Annotated in this window: 19 protein-coding genes; 13 read left to right on the forward strand and 6 right to left on the reverse strand. The window is 62.3% G+C overall.

Going from position 1 to position 18,366, the window contains the following annotated elements:
- The first annotated feature begins 265 nt into the window (after positions 1 to 265).
- Positions 266 to 1,600 (forward strand): NADP-specific glutamate dehydrogenase, encoded by a 1,335-nt coding sequence (gene gdhA / locus E8E75_RS15245; RefSeq protein ID WP_120653012.1) that lies wholly within the window; start codon positions 266 to 268, stop codon positions 1,598 to 1,600.
- A 65-nt stretch (positions 1,601 to 1,665) separates the two neighbouring features.
- On the opposite strand, the gene E8E75_RS15250 is transcribed toward gdhA, so the two are convergent.
- From E8E75_RS15250 to E8E75_RS15260, 3 genes are all read right to left on the reverse strand, one after another.
- Positions 1,666 to 2,028, reverse strand: a complete 363-nt coding sequence (locus E8E75_RS15250; protein ID WP_120653011.1) for a hypothetical protein — start codon at positions 2,026 to 2,028, stop codon at positions 1,666 to 1,668.
- 91 nt (positions 2,029 to 2,119) lie between these two features.
- Positions 2,120 to 3,340, reverse strand: a complete 1,221-nt coding sequence (locus tag E8E75_RS15255) for an RtcB family protein (protein WP_153921576.1) — start codon at positions 3,338 to 3,340, stop codon at positions 2,120 to 2,122.
- 161 nt (positions 3,341 to 3,501) lie between these two features.
- On the reverse strand, positions 3,502 to 5,361 hold the full coding sequence (locus E8E75_RS15260) for a DUF4105 domain-containing protein (protein WP_280359361.1): 1,860 nt from the start codon (positions 5,359 to 5,361) through the stop codon (positions 3,502 to 3,504).
- 155 nt (positions 5,362 to 5,516) lie between these two features.
- On the opposite strand from E8E75_RS15260, the gene E8E75_RS15265 reads away from it, so the two are divergent.
- From E8E75_RS15265 to E8E75_RS15290, 6 genes are all read left to right on the forward strand, one after another.
- Positions 5,517 to 5,840 carry a TraR/DksA family transcriptional regulator gene (locus E8E75_RS15265; protein WP_120653008.1) on the forward strand — a complete coding sequence of 108 codons (324 nt, stop codon included), beginning with the start codon at positions 5,517 to 5,519 and terminating at the stop codon, positions 5,838 to 5,840.
- A gap of 88 nt (positions 5,841 to 5,928) precedes the next feature.
- Entirely contained in the window at positions 5,929 to 8,439 is a 2,511-nt protein-coding gene (locus E8E75_RS15270) for an ATP-binding protein (protein WP_120653007.1), read from the forward strand.
- A 211-nt stretch (positions 8,440 to 8,650) separates the two neighbouring features.
- Positions 8,651 to 8,992, forward strand: a complete 342-nt coding sequence (locus E8E75_RS15275) for a hypothetical protein (RefSeq protein WP_028629637.1) — start codon at positions 8,651 to 8,653, stop codon at positions 8,990 to 8,992.
- Between the two features lie 193 nt (positions 8,993 to 9,185).
- Entirely contained in the window at positions 9,186 to 9,680 is a 495-nt protein-coding gene (locus tag E8E75_RS15280) for a TIGR00645 family protein (RefSeq protein ID WP_120653006.1), read from the forward strand.
- 122 nt (positions 9,681 to 9,802) lie between these two features.
- Positions 9,803 to 10,108 (forward strand): DUF6482 family protein, encoded by a 306-nt coding sequence (locus tag E8E75_RS15285; RefSeq protein WP_120653005.1) that lies wholly within the window; start codon positions 9,803 to 9,805, stop codon positions 10,106 to 10,108.
- 86 nt (positions 10,109 to 10,194) lie between these two features.
- Positions 10,195 to 10,812: an FKBP-type peptidyl-prolyl cis-trans isomerase gene (locus E8E75_RS15290; protein ID WP_120653004.1), complete on the forward strand. Its 618-nt coding sequence runs from the start codon at positions 10,195 to 10,197 to the stop codon at positions 10,810 to 10,812.
- A 140-nt stretch (positions 10,813 to 10,952) separates the two neighbouring features.
- Here the strand turns inward: E8E75_RS15290 and E8E75_RS15295 are convergent, their stop codons facing one another.
- Both E8E75_RS15295 and E8E75_RS15300 read right to left on the reverse strand, forming a co-directional pair.
- Positions 10,953 to 11,195 carry a hypothetical protein gene (locus E8E75_RS15295; RefSeq protein WP_120653003.1) on the reverse strand — a complete coding sequence of 81 codons (243 nt, stop codon included), beginning with the start codon at positions 11,193 to 11,195 and terminating at the stop codon, positions 10,953 to 10,955.
- Between the two features lie 129 nt (positions 11,196 to 11,324).
- Complete coding sequence (locus E8E75_RS15300; protein WP_120653002.1) at positions 11,325 to 12,293, reverse strand: polyprenyl synthetase family protein; 969 nt, start codon at positions 12,291 to 12,293, stop codon at positions 11,325 to 11,327.
- Positions 12,294 to 12,537: 244 nt separating this feature from the next.
- On the opposite strand from E8E75_RS15300, the gene rplU reads away from it, so the two are divergent.
- From rplU to E8E75_RS15325, 5 genes are all read left to right on the forward strand, one after another.
- Positions 12,538 to 12,849: a 50S ribosomal protein L21 gene (gene rplU / locus E8E75_RS15305; RefSeq protein ID WP_120653001.1), complete on the forward strand. Its 312-nt coding sequence runs from the start codon at positions 12,538 to 12,540 to the stop codon at positions 12,847 to 12,849.
- A gap of 24 nt (positions 12,850 to 12,873) precedes the next feature.
- Entirely contained in the window at positions 12,874 to 13,131 is a 258-nt protein-coding gene (gene rpmA, locus E8E75_RS15310; protein ID WP_120653000.1) for a 50S ribosomal protein L27, read from the forward strand.
- 140 nt (positions 13,132 to 13,271) lie between these two features.
- Positions 13,272 to 14,489, forward strand: a complete 1,218-nt coding sequence (gene cgtA / locus E8E75_RS15315; protein ID WP_120652999.1) for an Obg family GTPase CgtA — start codon at positions 13,272 to 13,274, stop codon at positions 14,487 to 14,489.
- A gap of 79 nt (positions 14,490 to 14,568) precedes the next feature.
- Positions 14,569 to 15,687, forward strand: coding sequence for a glutamate 5-kinase (gene proB, locus E8E75_RS15320; protein WP_153921570.1), 1,119 nt, complete (start codon positions 14,569 to 14,571; stop codon positions 15,685 to 15,687).
- A gap of 13 nt (positions 15,688 to 15,700) precedes the next feature.
- The gene (locus E8E75_RS15325; RefSeq protein ID WP_120652998.1) at positions 15,701 to 16,165 is read left to right on the forward strand and encodes a CreA family protein; all 465 of its coding nucleotides are present in this window, start codon (positions 15,701 to 15,703) and stop codon (positions 16,163 to 16,165) included.
- 123 nt (positions 16,166 to 16,288) lie between these two features.
- On the opposite strand, the gene rpsT is transcribed toward E8E75_RS15325, so the two are convergent.
- Positions 16,289 to 16,564, reverse strand: coding sequence for a 30S ribosomal protein S20 (gene rpsT, locus E8E75_RS15330; protein WP_069082204.1), 276 nt, complete (start codon positions 16,562 to 16,564; stop codon positions 16,289 to 16,291).
- A gap of 217 nt (positions 16,565 to 16,781) precedes the next feature.
- Here rpsT and murJ point away from each other — a divergent pair, with 217 nt between their 5' ends.
- Positions 16,782 to 18,317 carry a murein biosynthesis integral membrane protein MurJ gene (murJ, locus tag E8E75_RS15335; protein WP_153921564.1) on the forward strand — a complete coding sequence of 512 codons (1,536 nt, stop codon included), beginning with the start codon at positions 16,782 to 16,784 and terminating at the stop codon, positions 18,315 to 18,317.
- Positions 18,318 to 18,366: the final 49 nt, after the last annotated feature.

The following is an 18,366-nucleotide window of genomic DNA, read 5'->3' on the forward strand; positions in this document are numbered from 1 at the left end:
GATGTAGCAATCAGGCATGAATGGTTGAGTGTCCGTTGTGGTGCGTTGATGCTTTGTGATGGTGCCTTCATGGCTTGAACGGGTGCGTTCTATGTGCCCGTGGAATTGGGCTTTTGGCAGGTAAGTTCACTGCGGCTGGTGAAGATTTATATTCTTTGCACCAAAAAGATTCATATATGCGTCATTTTGCCCTATCGAGGTGCTGCCTGGCTTGGTAGAGTCTCGCGCCATAAATTGTTCACAAAAGAAGAAATTGGTGAGAGTCATGACGCAATCTGTCGACGCCTTCCTGCTGCGCCTGAAGCAGCGCGACCCCGACCAGCCTGAGTTCCATCAGGCCGTGGAAGAGGTACTGCGTAGCCTTTGGCCGTTCCTTGAAACCCATCCACAGTATCTGGAGGCCGGCATCGTCGAGCGGATCGTCGAGCCGGAACGCGCCGTGCTGTTCCGGGTTCCGTGGGTCGACGACCAAGGGCAGGTCCGCGTCAACCGTGGTTTCCGCGTGCAGATGAGCAGCGCCATCGGCCCCTACAAGGGCGGCCTGCGTTTCCATCCCTCGGTGAACCTGGGCGTGCTGAAATTCCTCGCCTTCGAACAGGTCTTCAAGAACTCCCTGACCTCACTGCCCATGGGCGGCGGCAAGGGCGGTTCGGACTTCGATCCCAAGGGCAAGAGCGACGCCGAAGTCATGCGCTTCTGTCAGTCCTTCATGAGTGAGCTTTACCGCCATATCGGCGCCGACCTGGACGTGCCGGCCGGTGACATTGGTGTCGGCGCCCGTGAAATCGGCTTCCTCTTCGGTCAGTACAAACGTCTGTCCAACGAGTTCACGTCGGTGTTCACCGGCAAGGGCCTGGCCTACGGCGGCAGCCTGATCCGCCCGGAGGCGACGGGCTACGGTTGCGTCTACTTCGCTCAGGAAATGCTTAAAGGCATCGGTCGTGGCTTCGACGGCCAGCGCGTGGCCATTTCCGGCTCTGGCAACGTGGCCCAGTACGCGGCGCAGAAGGTGATGGAGCTGGGCGGCAAAGTGATTTCGCTGTCCGACTCCGAAGGCACCCTGTTCGCCGAGGCGGGTCTGACCGTCGAACAGTGGGAAGCAGCGATGGAGTTGAAGAACGTCCGCCGTGGCCGTCTCAGTGAGCTCTCCGCCCCGGGTCTGCGCTTCCTGCCTGGGCAGCGTCCCTGGGCCCTGCCTTGTGACATCGCGTTGCCCTGCGCGACCCAGAACGAGTTGGACGCCGACGATGCTCGCGCCTTGCTGGCCAATGGCTGTGTCTGCGTCGCCGAAGGCGCCAACATGCCGTCGACCCTGGCCGCAGTGGACCTGTTCCACGAAGCGGGCATCCTCTTTGCGCCGGGCAAGGCATCCAACGCCGGCGGCGTTGCTACCAGCGGCCTGGAAATGAGTCAGAACGCGATGCGCCTGCACTGGACCGCGGGTGAAGTGGACCAGCGCTTGCACGGCATCATGCAGAACATCCACCACGCCTGCGTGAGCTACGGCGAGGAGAACGGCCGGGTGAACTACGTGAAGGGCGCCAATATCGCCGGCTTCGTGAAGGTGGCTGATGCCATGCTGGCGCAAGGTGTGGTGTAACGCTGCTGTTTCCTGAGGCAGACCTCGTGGGGGCGAACTCATTCGCCCCTACAGATTCTTTGCCGTCAATCCGGATGCAACGCCCTCCCCATGGCGTTGCTCCTGTCCCGTTCCCATTCATCGTCGTGCCGATCGCGGCGCCAATCCTCGTACTCGCGGCGTTCCTCGCTCTGCACTTGTGCCTGGCATTGGCGGAATCCATCGCTCCAGCCTTCGGCGTACGTTGCGTCCTTGAGATAGCGCGGTACGTCCTTGCGGAATTCTCCGCTGATGGTTCCGGCGGCCTGGCGGCCGCTGCTGCAGCCATCGGCGAAACCGTCGGCGAATGCAGGTGGATAACCCTGGGCGATCAGGTGGTCATGGGTGGACTCACACCCTGCCAGCAGGCTGCTGATGAGTATGAAGAGCGCGGCGTGACGCGACGCCATGTTGACTCCCGTGCGCCGGGAAGCGGGCGCACGCGCAATGGGGGTTGCGAGCGACTCTAGCGCGAGGCGCGTGATGAAAACGTCAAGGCGCTCAACCCTTGACGCAGACCACCTGGCGCAGGGTGTGCACGACTTCCACCAGGTCGCACTGGGCTGCCATCACGGCGTCGATGTCCTTGTAGGCCATGGGGATCTCGTCGATCACATCCTTGTCCTTGCGGCATTCGACATGGGCGGTGGCGCGGATCTGGTCTTCCACCGTGAACAGTTTTTTTGCCCGTCCACGGCTCATGGCCCTACCGGCACCGTGGCTGCAGGAGCAGAAGGCGTCTTCATTGCCGAGGCCGCGTACGATGAAGCTCCTGGCGCCCATCGAGCCGGGAATGATGCCCAGTTCGCCCTTCTGCGCTGACACCGCACCCTTGCGCGTCACCAGTACCTCGTGGCCGAAGTGCCGTTCTTTCTGCACGTAGTTGTGGTGACAGTTCACCGCTTCCAGGCTGGCCTCGAAGGGACGCTTGAGCGCCTTGCGGGCAGCCTCGATAACCGCCTGCATCATCAGCGAGCGGTTCTGCCGGGCGAAGTCCTGGGCCCAGCCCACGGCTTCCACGTAGTCGTCGAAGTGTCGACTGCCTTCCTCGAAGTAGGCCAGGTCCCGGTCGGGCAGGTTGGCGATGTGTTGGCGCATGTCGGCCTGGGCCAGTTCGATGAACAGGGTACCGATAGCATTACCGACCCCACGCGAGCCACTGTGCAGCATGAACCAGACTCGGTCGGTTTCGTCCAGGCAGACCTCGATGAAGTGATTGCCGGTGCCCAGGGTGCCCAGGTGATGCCGGTTATTGGTCTTTTCCAGGCGAGGGTACTTCGCGGTAATGGCCTTGAAACGTCGGGCCAGCGGCCGCCAGGCCTGGTCAGCGATGTCCGGTACATCATCCCAGGCGCCCTGGTCACGCCTGCCGAAGGTCTTTCCGTGGGGGACCGCGCGTTCGATGGCGCTGCGCAGGCCGTGGAGATTGTCCGGCAAGTCGCGGGCGTGCAGGGAGGTGAGGGCGGCGATCATCCCGCAGCCGATGTCCACGCCGACCGCTGCGGGGATGATGGCGCCCACGGTGGGAATCACGCTGCCGATGGTCGAACCCTTGCCCAGGTGAACGTCGGGCATCACCGCCAGGTGCTTGAAGATGAAGGGCATCTTCGCGGTGTTGATCAACTGCTGGCGAGCTTCGTCCTCCACCGGCACGCCCTGCGTCCAGAGGCGAATGGGTTTGCCGCCGGCCACTTCCAGCAGTTGTGAGTTGTTCGGTTTCATCGGTGCTGCCAGGTAGGAGTGGACATCTATTGTGGGCCTGTCGGGGCAGGCCGGCGACGCATCTTACAGATGGCTGCGCCGGCGGTAATCGCTGCCGCCGCCGTGACAAGGCAGGCACCTTGGGATGGGGCGCGCGGCGTTTCTTTGAGGTACGAAACCCATCAATAGTGATACCACTTCAGTTCGAGCATCACTTCGTTCACTGGCGCGGCAAGCTGGCTGAACTCCCGCTGTGCTGTCAGGCGCAAGCCGAGGTTGCGGGAGATGTCCCATTGCTGGTTGAGGGAGAGCCGGCGGCGGACTTCACCGTTGTGGAAGTAGTCACCGGCCGCCTCCAGGCTGAGGCTGCCCAGCGGGTTGTGCCATAGCAGGCCGGTGTTGAAGCCCGCTGCAGTGGCGACGAAGGGGGCGAAGTCCTCGTTGTGCTCGATGCGAGCAGTTGCCAGGGCAAATCCGAGGGCGTCTTCATCAAGCTGCCAGGAGCCACCGACACCACCATTGAGATGGCTGACCAGGCGTTCGTCGCCATCTTCGCCCAGCACGCGCTCTAGTCCACCGGCCACTTGCCAGGACAGGGGCTTGAGCAGTTCCCCGCGTGGGGTCAGTGAACGGATGGTGGCCAGGTCCAGGCGCTGCAACTGCCAGTGGTTGTCCTCGTACTGGCGCAGCTTGAGCTGGAGGATCTCGATCTGCGCACCCAGCGGGAAACCTGACAGGTTGTCGTTGAGGTCGTGATAGGCCATGCGCAGGCCGTACTCGGCGAAAGCACGGTCCTCACGGGTACCAGCGCCCAGTTGCCAGGTACGCGATTCGTGGCCCTCCTCGGGCAGCCCGGGGCGGTCCAGACTCAGCTCCGGCGGCGGATTGCGATTGATGCTCCGCAGCAGCTTGTAGCTGCGCGTGGCGTTTTCGCTGCTGCGCGCTTCCCCGGTCGCGCGGTAGCGAACCAGGCGGAAGGCGGCGTCCTGGATCAGGGCACGGCGTGGAGCGGGCAGGGCGAGGAAGTCCGGGGCATCAAGCAGCTTTTCGTTTTCGGCCAGCTGGCGTACCCATTGTTGCTCGGCATGGTTCAGCGGCTCGGCGCGTGCCAGCAGTTCCTTTTCTCGCGAGGGACGATAGTCGATCGATTCCACCAGGCCGGCCTGCTTGACCGCGCGCACGGTATCGGTGGGGATGGCGGTAATCGGGAACTGGTCTGTGAGCTCGATTCCAGAGCGGGCGATCTCCAGCAGTTCCAGCAGGCGGTAGGAGCAGTTCTCGTCGAAGAAGTAATAGTCGAAGCGGATCTGCTTGAGCTCCCAGACGTGCTCCACCATGCGCCCGGTTTCCTCGGCGGTGAGGTTCAGGCGGTACTCCCAGAGGTCGCGGTTCTCGAGGCGGCTGTACTCCTTGAGCTTGTCGCGGTAGGGCACCAGGGCGAACAGGCCGGGGTAACCCCCCATCAGGCCCTTCCAGGCGTAGAGGATGCTGTTGTCCGCCCCTTCGATGAATGCGCCGAAGTTCAGCGCATAACTGAGCATTGCCGTGTTGTTTTCGTGGATGTCCGGCTGGTCGATGCGCAGCAGCGTGTGGCCGAACATGGACGAGGGGCTGTTCAGGTAGGCGGCGGGGAATACCAGAACGGTGCTGTGCGGGTTGATGTCGGCGTACCAGGCCTTGTATTCGCCGCAAACCGGCTGCGGCAGGTCGCTGAGCTGGAGCTGCTCTCGAAGCCAGCGGGTGCGAGCGGGGTAGACACATTGCGGATGCTTGTCGCCTTGATCGGTCGCCGTGTAGAGGGCCGTCAGGGTGGCACGTAGTTCGGCTGCCGGGTCGCTCGCTCCCTCTTCGGCGAGGAAGAAGTCGGGATCATCCACATAGCTGCGCCAGCCCCCCAGTTTTCCGGTCTCGTAATGGCCGAGGGCAATCCAATAGGGATTGTTCGCCAGCGCCTCGAGGCGCTCGGCTGGGATCTGGGGAGTGGCGTGGGCGTTGATCCAGGTGCACAGGGCGAGGTACGGGAAAATCCGTTTCAAGGGCACAGCTCTTCCTGGTGAGAGATTCGCCCGGAGCTTTGGGTAACGCCGGGGCGGGTGTCAAGCAAGGTTAAGACGTGCATTTGCGCAAGTTTGCACAAGCGGGGTGCAGGCTGCGTTACAGCGTCCACACTTAGGGAGTGAACAGGGGAGATTCCAGCATGAATACCACCGACCCTCGGGCCGCCCTCGACGCCCTGATAGTGGAATACACCGCACGCGCCAATTCGATTCGCGAAGACCTGGCCAGTAGCCACTCACCGGATTTCGCCGAACAGGCGGGGGAGCGCGAGAACGACGAAGTGCTGACGGCCATCCTCGCCGAGACCGAGGCTGCCCTGCGCCGTGTGGGCATGGCCAAGCTGCGTCTGGCCGACGGCAGCTACGGCTACTGCCAGCGTTGCGGCGAGCCCATAGAGCCGGCGCGACTGGCGGTGCTACCTGCGGCCGAGTACTGCCTGAGCTGCGCTGACCTGCCCCATTGAAGACCTCTGGCGTTATGCCTTGCCAGTGATGTCAGGGCGGCGCCAGAATGCGGCCATTGCTTTCTTGCCGAGCCATTAAGGACACTCGATGCCTGACTCCTTCGCTGCCAGCCTACGACTGGCGCCCGATGCGCTGACCCGTCCCTTCGAGCCCCACCAGTTCAGTTTCAAGTCGACCGAAGATCTGGAGCCTTTCCGCGGCGTGCTCGGCCAGGAGCGCGCGGTGGAGGCCCTGCAGTTCGGCGTGGCGATGCCACGTCCCGGTTACAACGTCTATGTGATGGGGGAGCCGGGCACCGGCCGCTTCTCCTTCGTCAAGCGCTACCTCAAAGCCGAGGGCAAACGCCTGGAAACCCCGGCTGATTGGCTCTACGTCAACCACTTTGAAGAGCCCCGCGAGCCTCGGGCCTTGCAGTTGCCGGCTGGCGAGGCGAACGATTTCATCAGCGACATCGAGCATCTGGTGGATAACCTGCTGGCTACTTTCCCAGCGGTATTCGAGACGCCCACTTTCCAACAGAAGAAGAGCGCTATCGATCGCGCCTTCAACCAGCGTTACGACCGTGCTCTGGACGTGATCGAGCGCCTGGCCCTGGAGAAGGATGTCGCCCTCTATCGCGATAGCGCGAACATCGCCTTCACGCCCATGAAGGACGGCAAGGCCCTGGACGAAGCGGACTTCGCCCAGCTGGATGAAGCCGAGCGCGATCGATTCCATGACGACATTTCCCTGCTGGAGGAGCGCCTGAACGAGGAGCTGTCCAGCCTGCCGCAGTGGAAGCGCGAGTCCAGCAACCAGCTGCGCCATCTCAACGAGGAAACCATTACCCAGGCACTGCAACCGCTGCTTTCGCCTCTGTCGGAAAAGTACGCGGAGAATGCCGGCGTGGTGGCCTATCTGCAGGCCATGCAGGTGAATCTGCTGAAGACGGTGGTGGACCAGCTGCTGGACGACAAGCCGGACGCCCAGCGTCGCGAGCTGCTGGAAGAGCAATACTGCCCCAGCCTGGTGGTGGGCCATCACGCCAGCGGCGGTGCCCCTGTGGTATTCGAGCCGCACCCCACCTATGACAACCTGTTCGGCCGTATCGAGTACGGCACCGACCAGGGTGCCCTCTACACCAGCTACCGCCAGCTGCGCCCAGGTGCGCTGCATCGGGCCAACGGCGGTTTCCTGATCCTGGAAGCCGAGAAACTGCTGAGCGAACCCTTCGTCTGGGATGCCCTGAAACGCGCACTGCAGTCGCGCAAGCTGAAGATGGAGTCGCCCCTTGCTGAGCTCGGCCGCCTGGCCACCGTGACCCTGACACCCCAGATGATCCCGCTGCAGGTCAAGGTGGTGATCATCGGTTCGCGCCAGCTCTACTACACGCTGCAGGACCTGGATCCCGACTTCCAGGAGATGTTCCGCGTGCTCGTGGACTTCGACGAGGAAATTGCCCTGTCGGACGACAGCCTGGAGCAGTTCGCTCAGTTGCTGAAGACCCGCACCTCGGAAGAAGGCATGGCCCCCCTCACTGCCGCAGCTGTAGCCCGTCTGGCGACCTACAGCGCCCGTCTGGCCGAACACCAGGGCCGCCTTTCCGCGCGCATTGGCGACCTGTTCCAGCTGGTCAGCGAAGCGGACTTCATCCGTCAGCTGGCGAATGAGCCCTTGACCGACGCCGATCATATCGACCGCGCCCTCAAGGCCAAGGCCACGCGGACTGGCCGCGTCTCCGCGCGCATCCTCGACGACATGCTGGCGGGCATCATCCTGATCGACACCGCTGGCGCCGCAGTAGGCAAGTGCAACGGCCTGACAGTACTGGAAGTGGGCGATTCGGCGTTCGGTGTGCCGGCGCGGATTTCCGCGACCGTCTACCCGGGCAGCTCGGGCATCGTCGACATCGAGCGCGAGGTCAACCTGGGCCAGCCCATCCACTCCAAGGGCGTGATGATCCTTACTGGCTACCTCGGCAGCCGATATGCCCAGGAATTCCCCCTGGAAATCTCCGCGAGCATCGCCCTGGAGCAGTCCTACGGCTATGTGGACGGCGACAGCGCTTCCCTTGGCGAGGCCTGCACCCTGATCTCCGCTCTCTCGCGCACGCCGCTCAAGCAGTGCTTTGCCATCACCGGCTCGATCAACCAGTTCGGTGAAGTGCAGGCGGTGGGTGGCGTCAACGAGAAGATCGAGGGCTTCTTCCGGCTCTGCGAGGCCCGCGGCCTGACCGGCGAGCAGGGGGTGATCATTCCTCACGCGAACGTCACCACCCTGATGCTGGACGAGCGCGTGCTGGAGGCGGTGCGCCAGGGCCGCTTCCACGTCTACGCGGTTCGCCAGGCCGACGAGGCCCTGAGCCTGCTGGTGGGCGAGCCGGCGGGTGTTCCGGACGACAAGGGCCAGTTCCCTGAAGGCAGCGTCAACGCCCGCGTCGTGGCGCGACTGCGGGAAATCGCCGAGATGGGGCTGGAGGAAGAAGAGAAACCAGCACTTGCCCAGGAGGTGGTGGAGGCCGTCGCCAAGGTTGCGGCACCGCCCAAGCCTGCGCGCAAGGGCCCCAAGCAGGAGCCGGGCAAGGCGCCGGTTCCGGACAAGACTCAGGGCCCATCGTGAGCAAACCCTGACTCGTCACGCCGGGGTTGGTGCCCGGTGTGGCTGGTCAGTCATTGAGCGGTGGGGGAGGAGCCTCGGTCAGCCAACGCCCCACCGCCTTTCCCTCACCCTGTACACAGGGTTATCCACAGTTCACGTGGATAAGCATCGCGCTTTCGCAGGTCTGAACTCGGGTGTAGGCTGAAAACAGGCCTCTGCGAGGAAAGCCGCCATGACGCGCAACCTCTGCCTTACCCGCCAGTGCCTGGGACTCGTGACCCGGATCGAGTGCGTGATCCGTCCGCTGGCGGGAGAGAATGGACTCTGGACGCTGCTCTGCGCAGCAGGGATGTCGGGGGAGCAACCCTCGGCAATCAAAGCCCAGGGCCCGTTCCATGGGCCTCTCGTGGCGGAGTCGGTACTCTCCGCCATTGCCGATTGCCTGGCCGAGCAGGGCTACACCGAAGCCCACGATCCGCCGATCTGGCGCCTGCATCTCCAGGGTGAGCTGCGACGCATCAATGGCACACGTTGCCGAAACCTTGGTGACTACCAGTTCCGTCCTGAAACCTGACGGATTTCGGCTGGCCAGCTTTTGTGCAGCGGCTGCAAGCCTGCGGCCGAAGCGGCGTTCGCCAGACGCTCCAGTGCTCGTTCACAGACTTATCCACAGTGTTTGGGGATATTTCTCCCCGTGCTGCCATTATTTTTCTGTAGGAAACAGCTAGTTATACTCGCGGCCGGTTTTTTACTGACTACGAGAAGCCATGGAACGCTTTATAGAAAATTCGATGTACGCCGCACGCTGGTTGCTGGCCCCGATCTACTTCGGCCTGTCCCTGGCTCTGTTGGCTCTGACCCTGAAATTCTTCCAGGAAATCGTGCACATCCTGCCGCACGTCTTCGAGAAGACCGAAGCGGATCTGATCCTGGTGCTGCTGTCGCTGATCGATATGTCGCTGGTGGGCGGCCTGCTGGTGATGGTGATGATCTCCGGCTACGAGAACTTCGTTTCGCAACTGGATATCGACGACAGCAAAGAGAAGCTGAGCTGGCTCGGCAAGATGGACTCCGGCTCGCTGAAGATGAAGGTAGCGGCATCCATCGTAGCGATCTCATCCATCCACCTGCTGCGCATTTTCATGGACGCGCAGAACATCGATAACAACAAGATCATGTGGTACGTCGTCCTGCACATGACCTTCGTCGTCTCGGCCTTCGCCATGGGTTACCTGGACAAGATGACCAAGCACGACCACTGACCGGGTGAAATCGCCATCCAGACCGCCCGGCCGCTGAAAAGCGGACGGGCGGTTGCGTATCTGCCGCCCCCATTGGTTCCTGTGCATTAGATTTGAGGTGTACATCGAGCGAGGGCGACGCCATGAAATTGCACGACCTCAGTAGTCATGCCCGTGCCGGGCACGTCGAAGAAATCAACCTGATCTCCCTGGAGGGCGGCATCTACCTGCTGGAAGCCCGGATCGATGGCCGCACCCATCATCTGGACGACGGCCAGGGGCATGCAACGCACCTGCGCTCGGTGGAACATGCGCGGGAAGTGCTTCGCGAGTTCCCGGAGTTGCCGTTCCATCTGGTGCACAGCGTGGTGCACGATGAGATGTGTGGGATGGAGGCGGACAGCCAGGACACGGTGCGCGTGCCCATTTCCACTCGCGTCTCCCACTGACCCGGTTGTTGCCGGCGGGAGCCCGCGCCGGGGAAAGGAAGCTGTGCTAGTCTGGCCGGCCTTTTTTCCCGGAGCGGAGTTCCGCCATGTCCCAACTCGATCTTTCCACCGACGAAACCCGCGTCAGCTATGGCATTGGCCGTCAGCTCGGCGACCAGATCCGTGACAATCCTCCGCCCGGCGTGAGTCTGGAAGCTGTGATCGCTGGCCTCAGCGATGCCTTCCAGGGCCTGGAAAGCCGTGTTGATGGCGCCGCCCTGTCCGCCAGCTTCCGCGTGATCCGTGAGCGCATGCAGGAAGAAGCCGCGGCCAAGGCCGAAGCCGCCGCTGGCGCCGGCCGTAGCTACCTGGAAGAGAACGCCAAGCGCGAAGGCGTGACCGTCCTGCCGTCCGGCCTGCAGTACGAAGTACTGGTAGCGGGCGAGGGCGCAAAGCCGTCTGCTGAAGACACCGTGCGGACTCACTACCACGGCACCCTGATCGACGGCACTGTGTTCGACAGCTCCTACGATCGCGGTCAGCCGGCCGAATTCCCGGTTGGCGGCGTGATCGCCGGTTGGGTCGAAGCCCTGCAACTGATGAATGCCGGCAGCAAATGGCGCCTGCACGTTCCGAGCGAACTGGCCTACGGCGGCCAGGCTGTCGGCAGTATCCCGCCGCACAGCGTGCTTGTGTTCGACGTGGAACTCCTGGACATCCTCTGATCCAGTCGACCCCTGGGTTAGTCGCCCCTGACACGCCCAGGAACCGGCGAGGGCGCCTTTGCCCTCGCTGCAAGAGCGGCGCCCGGGCGCCGCTCTTGCGGATGACGCATCCTGGCGTCATCCAGATTCCCAAATGACCTTCAGTGCAGCTCGCCGTGCGGACGCAATGCTCTGGCGTAGCAGAACAGGAAGAGGTTGCGCACCAGTTCCTTGAGCACCAGCGGTTCGCTGGAGTTGAGGCCGGCGAGGTCGAGGTCGCCCTGGTCACGCAGTTCGTCGAGGGCTTCTTCTTCCAGCACGGCGCAGACCTCACCGGTTTCCCGATGAAGTATCCGCAGGTAAGGGTGGGGGCGATCCAGCCAGGCATCGATCAGGTAGGTCATGGCTCATCTCCTTGAAAACCGTCGAGATGAGAATAATTCTTATTGTATAAATAACAAGTGCTAGTCGATGCTTTTCGTCGAGGCAGAAAAAAGCCCGTCACAAGGACGGGCTTTTCGGCTGGCTCAACCTCAGTGGGTTCGCGCGACTGCGAACTCGGTGAGCTCGACCAGCGCATCGCGATAAGCATTGGCCGGCAGCGTGTCCAGGCAGGCGATGGCACGGGCTGCGTAGTCGCGGGCCAGTTGGGCTGTGTAGTCAAGGGCGCCAGCTGCTTCCACGGCAGCGCGAATACCCTCCAGGTCCTGGCTGCCGCCTTGCTGGATGGCCTTGCGCACCAGGCTCGCCTGCTCCGGAGTACCGTCGCGCATGGTGGCGATCAGCGGCAGGGTGGGCTTGCCTTCGGCCAGATCATCACCGACGTTCTTGCCGAGGGTGGCTGCATCGCCACGGTAGTCGAGCAGGTCGTCCACCAACTGGAAAGCGATGCCCAGGGCGTCGCCGAACTGGCGCAGGGCTTCGGACTGCTCGGTGCTTGCACCGGCGAGCACAGCGGCGCTGTGTGTGGAGGCTTCGAAGAGCATCGCGGTCTTGCCGCGAATGACTTCCATATAGGTTTCTTCGGTGGTGCTGGCGTCACGGATTTTCGACAACTGCAGCACTTCGCCTTCGGCGATGACCCGAGTGGCCTGGGAAATGATGCGCATCACCGGCATGGAGCCGAGTTCCACCATCATTTCGAAGGAGCGGGCATAGAGGAAGTCGCCCACCAGCACGCTGGGCGCATTGCCCCACAGTGCGTTTGCGGTGGAACGGCCGCGGCGTAGGCCGGAGGCATCCACCACGTCATCGTGGAGCAGGGTGGAGGTGTGCAGGAACTCGATGGTGGCGGCCAGCAGGCGGAGCTGGTCGCCACCGAAACCGAGAGCGTTGCCGCTCAGCAGTACGAGCAGAGGGCGAAGGCGCTTGCCTCCGGCGGAGACGATGTAGTCACCGATCTTTTCCACCAGGGGGACGCGAGAGGTCAACTGCCGGCGAATGATGTCGTCGACTGCGGTAAAATCGTCCGCCACCACGCGGTAGAAAGCCTGGGGTTGCATCGGCCAGATGTGCTCCTGTTGGGATGCGCGGCATGCTAGGGACCGGGCCGGGGGCTGTCAAGGCGAGCGCTGGCGGTGCTTGCGCGGTAATCTCGGCTTGCGTACAATCGCGGCCCCTGAACTTCCTTGGGCATTTTCCTGCCTTACGCAATTGCACGGGCGTCAGTTCCGGCCCCATGCAGCCATGCCGACCGATACCTCTTTTTATAAAGCGTCGGGTGAGCAGGTTTAACGGAGAAAATCCATGTACGCAGTTATCGTTACCGGCGGCAAGCAATACAAAGTCGCTGAAGGTGAATTCCTGAAAGTCGAGAAGCTCGAAATCGCCACTGGCGAATCCGTGACTTTCGACCGCGTCCTGCTGATCGGCAATGGCGAAGACGTGAAGATCGGTGCTCCGGTTGTTGATGGCGCCAAAGTGGTCGCAGAAGTGGTCTCTCAAGGCCGTCACGACAAAGTGCGCATCATCAAGTTCCGCCGTCGTAAGCACCACATGAAGCGCCAGGGCCACCGCCAGTGGTTCACTGAAATCAAAATCACCGGCATCCAGGCCTAATTTCCTTTTTGGAGGATTTGACTCATGGCACACAAAAAAGCTGGCGGTTCTACCCGCAACGGCCGCGACTCAGAAAGTAAACGCCTTGGCGTGAAGCTGTTCGGTGGCCAGGTTGTCAAAGCTGGCAACATCATCGTGCGTCAGCGCGGCACCAAGTTCCACGCCGGCGTCGGCGTTGGCCTGGGCAAGGATCACACCCTGTTCGCGAAAGTGGACGGCGTGATCAAGTTCGAGGTCAAAGGTGCTTTCGGCCGCAAGTACGTAAGCATCGTCGCAGCCTGATTGCGACTTCGCTGGAGAAGCCCCGTCTTGCGACGGGGCTTTTTCGTTTCTGCTTCATGGAAACTCTGCATTGAGCAGGGTTCCCTGTATCCTATGTGCTTTGTTTCACTCAACCCGTCCCCGTGGCGGGAGGCGTCCTGATGAAATTCGTCGATGAAGTATCGATCTTTGTAAAAGCGGGCGACGGCGGCAATGGCCTGATGAGTTTCCGTCGCGAAAAATTCATTGAAAAGGGCGGCCCCAACGGTGGTGACGGGGGCGATGGCGGCTCCGTGTTCATGGAGGCCGATCCGAACCTCAATACCCTGGTTGATTATCGCTACACCCGTCGTTTCGATGCCCAGCGTGGCGAAAATGGCGGCAGCAAGGATTGCACTGGTCGCAAGGGCGAGGACCTGATCCTGCCGGTGCCGGTGGGGACCACGATCATCGATGCTGCGACCCAGGAAATCATTGGCGACCTGACCAAGCCGGGGCAGCGCCTGATGGTTGCCCAGGGTGGCTGGCACGGCCTGGGCAATACCCGTTTCAAGTCCAGTACCAACCGCGCGCCGCGTCAGACCACCAAGGGCAAGCCGGGCGAGTCCCGCGATCTCAAGCTGGAGCTGAAGGTGCTGGCTGATGTCGGTCTTCTGGGGCTGCCGAACGCGGGCAAGAGCACATTCATTCGTGCTGTTTCCGCCGCCAAGCCGAAAGTGGCTGATTACCCGTTCACCACGCTGGTGCCGAACCTCGGTGTAGTCAGTGTGGGGCGTTTCAAGTCCTTCGTGGTGGCCGATATCCCGGGTCTGATCGAGGGTGCCGCGGAAGGTGCCGGCCTGGGCATTCGCTTCCTCAAGCACCTGGCGCGGACCCGTCTGTTGCTGCACATCGTCGATATGGCGCCGCTGGATGAGAGCGATCCGGCCGAGGCTGCCGCAACCATCATCGAAGAACTGGGGCGCTTCAGTCCGGCTCTGACCGAGCGTGATCGCTGGCTGGTGCTGAACAAGGCTGACCAGCTTCTTGATGATGATCGCGATGCGCGCCTGAAGGCTGTGCTCGAGCGTCTTGGGTGGGAGGGTCCGGTGTTCGTGATCTCCGCGCTGGAGCGCGAGGGTACCGAGGCACTCTCGCAGGAGATCATGCGTTACCTCGACGAGCGCACCCTGCGCATGAGCGAGGAGCCGGAGTATGCCGAGCAGCTTGCCGAGCTGGATCAGCGCATCGAGGACGAGGCGCGTGCCCGTCTGCAGGCTATGGATGACCAGCGTGCCCTGCGTCGTGCCGGCATGAAGAGCGCTGGCGTCGATGACGACGACGATTTCGATGACGACGAGGATGACGGCGACGGGCCGGAAATCTTCTACGTACCCTGATCCCGGCGCCGCCCGGCGCTGTGGGTGTTCGCATGGCCGCGCGCCTTGCCGCGTGGCCTTCTAGCTAAGGTTGGACGATATGCGGGACAAGGTGACTGGCGCGCAGCGCTGGGTGGTGAAGATTGGTAGTGCTTTGCTCACGGCTGACGGTCGCGGGCTGGATCGCTCGGCAATGGCTGTCTGGGTCGAGCAGATGGTGGCCTTGCGTGATGCGGGGGTGGAGCTGGTGCTGGTGTCTTCCGGTGCCGTGGCGGCTGGTATGAGTCGCCTTGGGTGGCAGAGCCGTCCGAGCGCCGTTCACGAGCTGCAGGCTGCCGCATCCGTAGGGCAGATGGGGCTGGTCCAGGCTTGGGAGTCCAGTTTCGCCGAGCATGGCCGTCACACTGCGCAGATCCTGCTGACTCACGACGACCTGTCCGATCGCAAGCGCTACCTGAACGCTCGCAGCACTCTGCGCACTTTGGTGGAGCTGGGTGCGATTCCGGTGATCAACGAAAACGACACCGTTGTTACCGATGAAATTCGCTTCGGTGACAACGACACCCTGGCGGCTCTGGTGGCCAACCTGGTGGAGGCGGATTTGTTGGTGATCCTTACCGATCGCGACGGCATGTTCGATGCAGACCCTCGCCACAATCCTGATGCTCAATTGATCTTCGAGGCCCGTGCCGATGACCCGGCGCTGGATGCTGTGGCTGGCGGCACCGGTGGTGCTCTGGGGCGCGGTGGCATGCAGACCAAGCTGCGCGCTGCGCGGCTGGCGGCTCGCTCCGGCGCCCATACGGTGATCGTTGGTGGGCGAATCGAGCGTGTTCTGGATCGCCTCAAGGCTGGTGAGCGTCTGGGCACGCTGCTTGCGCCTGAGCGCGGCATGCTGGCCGCGCGTAAGCAGTGGCTGGCTGGTCATCTGCAGACCCGTGGCACCCTGGTGCTCGATGCGGGGGCGGTCAAGGCGCTCCGCGAAGACCGCAAGAGCCTGCTGCCGGTCGGCGTGAAAGCCGTCCAGGGTAGCTTTCGTCGCGGCGAGATGGTCGTTTGCGTCGGGCCTGATGGTGCGGAAATCGCCCGCGGCCTGGCCAACTACAGTGCGCTCGAGGCGCAGAAGATCATCGGCCAATCGTCCGATCTCATCGAAAAGCTACTGGGTTATGTCGATGAGCCGGAGTTGGTGCATCGAGACAACCTGGTTCTGGTCTGAGTTGGAGGGGTAGATGCGACTGATCAAGGGAATGGTGGTGGCGCTTCTGGCAATGCCGCTGGTGGCTGTCGCGGAGGAAATCGGTTCGGTATCCACGGTGTTCAAGTGGGTGGGGCCGAATGACAAGATTACCGTCGAGGCATTCGACGATCCGAAGGTGGAGGGTGTGACCTGCTACCTTTCGCGAGCCAAGACTGGCGGTGTGAAGGGTGGTCTGGGGTTGGCCGAGGATCGTGCCGAGGCGTCCATTGCCTGTCGTCAGGTGGGGCCCATTCGCTTCAATGGCGAGCTCAAGGATGGCGAAGAGGTATTCAAGGAACGCACATCGCTGGTGTTCAAGACCATGCAGGTCGTGCGCTTCTTCGATCGCAAGCGCAATACGCTGGTCTATCTGGTCTACAGCGATCGCATAATCGAGGGCAGTCCGCAGAATGCCGTTACCGCGATCCCGATCATTCCATGGCCGAACCGGCCTTGAGTTAATGCCAGAGCGAAGAAAAGCCCGGAATCTCCGGGCTTTTTCATGGATGCAGATCCTGTTGCATAAAATGCAGGCAATAAAAAACCGGCCAGAAGGCCGGTTTTTCGCAAGAACTCAAGCTTAGGCAGCAGCTTGACCGAGCGCCTTGATGTGGGCGTTCAGGCGGCTCTTGTGACGAGCAGCTTTGTTCTTGTGGATGATGCCTTTGTCGGCCATGCGGTCGATCACCGGTACAGCAGCGGTGAAAGCGGCTTGTGCCTTGGGCAGGTCTTTGGCGTCGATAGCCTTGACCACGTTCTTGATGTAGGTACGAACCATGGAGCGCAGGCTGGCGTTATGGCTACGACGCTTCTCAGCCTGTTTGGCGCGTTTTTTGGCAGAAGGTGTGTTGGCCACCGTCAAGCTCCTCGAAACTGGGGAATTGAATCAAATTAAGGCCGCGAATCATGCCGACGTGATCTGGCCTTGTCAAGGGCGATCAGGCAGGTCGGGCGACGAGCGTCAGCTTTTCTTGCTGGATGCTTTTATCCCGCACGGACTCTACACTCGGCAGCCTTGACCGTCCCCTGGCAGCACTGCCTAAGGGCTGTGCAACACCTGTCCGGACCCCTGAATGAACCTGCTCAAGTCGCTGGCGGCCGTCAGCTCCATCACCATGCTTTCCCGCGTACTGGGTTTCGTCCGCGATACCATCGTCGCGCGCTATTTCGGCGCGGGAATGGCCACTGACGCGTTCTTCGTCGCCTTCAAGTTGCCCAACCTGCTGCGTCGCATCTTTGCCGAAGGGGCGTTCTCCCAGGCATTCGTCCCGATCCTGGCGGAGTACAAGACCCAGCAGGGCGAGGAGGCGACCCGTACGTTCATCGCCTACATCTCCGGTCTGCTGACGCTGGTGCTGGCGCTGGTGACCCTGCTGGGCATACTCGCGGCGCCGTGGGTGATCTGGGTGACCGCGCCGGGCTTCGCCGACACCCCCGAGAAGTTCGCGCTGACCACCGATCTGCTGCGGGTGACCTTTCCGTACATTTTCCTGATTTCGTTGTCTTCCCTGGCGGGGGCCATCCTCAACACCTGGAACCGGTATGCGGTTCCGGCTTTCGTGCCGACCCTGTTGAACGTCAGCATGATTGTCTTCGCGCTGTTCCTGACTCCCTATTTCGACCCGCCGATCATGGCTCTTGGCTGGGCGACGCTCGTAGGCGGCCTGGCACAACTGCTCTACCAGCTGCCGGCGCTCAAGCGCATCGGTATGCTCGTGTTGCCGCGCCTGAATCTGCGAGATACCGGCGTCTGGCGCGTACTCAAACAGATGGGGCCGGCGATCTTCGGGGTTTCCGTAGGACAGATCTCGCTGATCATCAACACCATCTTCGCCTCGTTCCTGGCGGCGGGGTCGGTGTCGTGGATGTACTACGCGGACCGTCTGATGGAGCTGCCGTCAGGCGTGCTTGGCGTGGCTTTGGGGACGATCCTGCTGCCTTCCCTGGCCAAGACGTACGCCAGCGACGACCGCCATGCCTACTCGCAGTTGCTCGACTGGGGCCTGCGTCTCTGCTTCCTGCTGGTATTGCCATGCACCCTGGCCTTGGCGTTGCTGGCCGAGCCGCTGACCGTGGCGCTGTTCCAGTATGGGAAATTCACCGCCATCGATGCGCTGATGACCCAGCGCGCGCTGATCGCCTATGCCGTGGGTCTGCTCGGGATCATCCTGGTCAAGGTTCTGGCACCCGGTTTCTATGCGCGCCAGAACATCCGTACGCCGGTGAAGATCGCCATCTTCACCCTGGTGGCGACCCAGTTGATGAACCTCGCCTTCGTCTTCCCCCTGAAACATGCCGGCCTGGCACTGGCCATCAGTCTCGCCGCCTGCATGAACGCCGGATTGCTCTACTGGCAGTTGCGCAAGCAGCAGCTGTTCCAGCCGCAGCCGGGCTGGGGGAAGTTCCTCGCAAAACTGTTGCTCGCGGTGCTGGCAATGTGTGCTGTTCTGCTCGGGGTGATGTACCTGCTGCCCGCCTGGGAGCAGGGGGGGATGGCCGAGCGCCTGCTGCGCCTGGCTGCCCTTGTGGGTGCGGGTGTGATCACTTATTTCGGCATGCTGGCACTGCTGGGCTTCCGTCTTCGGGACTTCGCACGACGGGCCGTGTGACTCTTCGGGTTGCGACTCGTCGCCGCTTGTCGCGGTGACGGGCCTGTAG

Origin of the sequence: Pseudomonas sp. BN606, assembly GCF_029873115.1 — a bacterium.
Taxonomy (GTDB): Bacteria; Pseudomonadota; Gammaproteobacteria; order Pseudomonadales; family Pseudomonadaceae; genus Metapseudomonas.

Bases quoted from the DNA above. Each gene is read 5' to 3' on its own strand.
- E8E75_RS15265 (WP_120653008.1), top strand. From the start codon at position 5,517: ATGAATACCACCGACCCTCGGGCCGCCCTCGACGCCCTGATAGTGGAA.
- rpmA (WP_120653000.1), top strand. From the start codon at position 12,874: ATGGCACACAAAAAAGCTGGCGGTTCTACCCGCAACGGCCGCGACTCA.
- E8E75_RS15290 (WP_120653004.1), top strand. From the start codon at position 10,195: ATGTCCCAACTCGATCTTTCCACCGACGAAACCCGCGTCAGCTATGGC.
- E8E75_RS15285 (WP_120653005.1), top strand. From the start codon at position 9,803: ATGAAATTGCACGACCTCAGTAGTCATGCCCGTGCCGGGCACGTCGAA.
- E8E75_RS15295 (WP_120653003.1), bottom strand. From the start codon at position 11,195: ATGACCTACCTGATCGATGCCTGGCTGGATCGCCCCCACCCTTACCTG.
- E8E75_RS15280 (WP_120653006.1), top strand. From the start codon at position 9,186: ATGGAACGCTTTATAGAAAATTCGATGTACGCCGCACGCTGGTTGCTG.
- rplU (WP_120653001.1), top strand. From the start codon at position 12,538: ATGTACGCAGTTATCGTTACCGGCGGCAAGCAATACAAAGTCGCTGAA.
- murJ (WP_153921564.1), top strand. From the start codon at position 16,782: ATGAACCTGCTCAAGTCGCTGGCGGCCGTCAGCTCCATCACCATGCTT.
- proB (WP_153921570.1), top strand. From the start codon at position 14,569: ATGCGGGACAAGGTGACTGGCGCGCAGCGCTGGGTGGTGAAGATTGGT.
- E8E75_RS15325 (WP_120652998.1), top strand. From the start codon at position 15,701: ATGCGACTGATCAAGGGAATGGTGGTGGCGCTTCTGGCAATGCCGCTG.
- cgtA (WP_120652999.1), top strand. From the start codon at position 13,272: ATGAAATTCGTCGATGAAGTATCGATCTTTGTAAAAGCGGGCGACGGC.
- E8E75_RS15255 (WP_153921576.1), bottom strand. From the start codon at position 3,340: ATGAAACCGAACAACTCACAACTGCTGGAAGTGGCCGGCGGCAAACCC.
- gdhA (WP_120653012.1), top strand. From the start codon at position 266: ATGACGCAATCTGTCGACGCCTTCCTGCTGCGCCTGAAGCAGCGCGAC.
- E8E75_RS15275 (WP_028629637.1), top strand. From the start codon at position 8,651: ATGACGCGCAACCTCTGCCTTACCCGCCAGTGCCTGGGACTCGTGACC.
- E8E75_RS15270 (WP_120653007.1), top strand. From the start codon at position 5,929: ATGCCTGACTCCTTCGCTGCCAGCCTACGACTGGCGCCCGATGCGCTG.
- E8E75_RS15300 (WP_120653002.1), bottom strand. From the start codon at position 12,293: ATGCAACCCCAGGCTTTCTACCGCGTGGTGGCGGACGATTTTACCGCA.
- E8E75_RS15250 (WP_120653011.1), bottom strand. From the start codon at position 2,028: ATGGCGTCGCGTCACGCCGCGCTCTTCATACTCATCAGCAGCCTGCTG.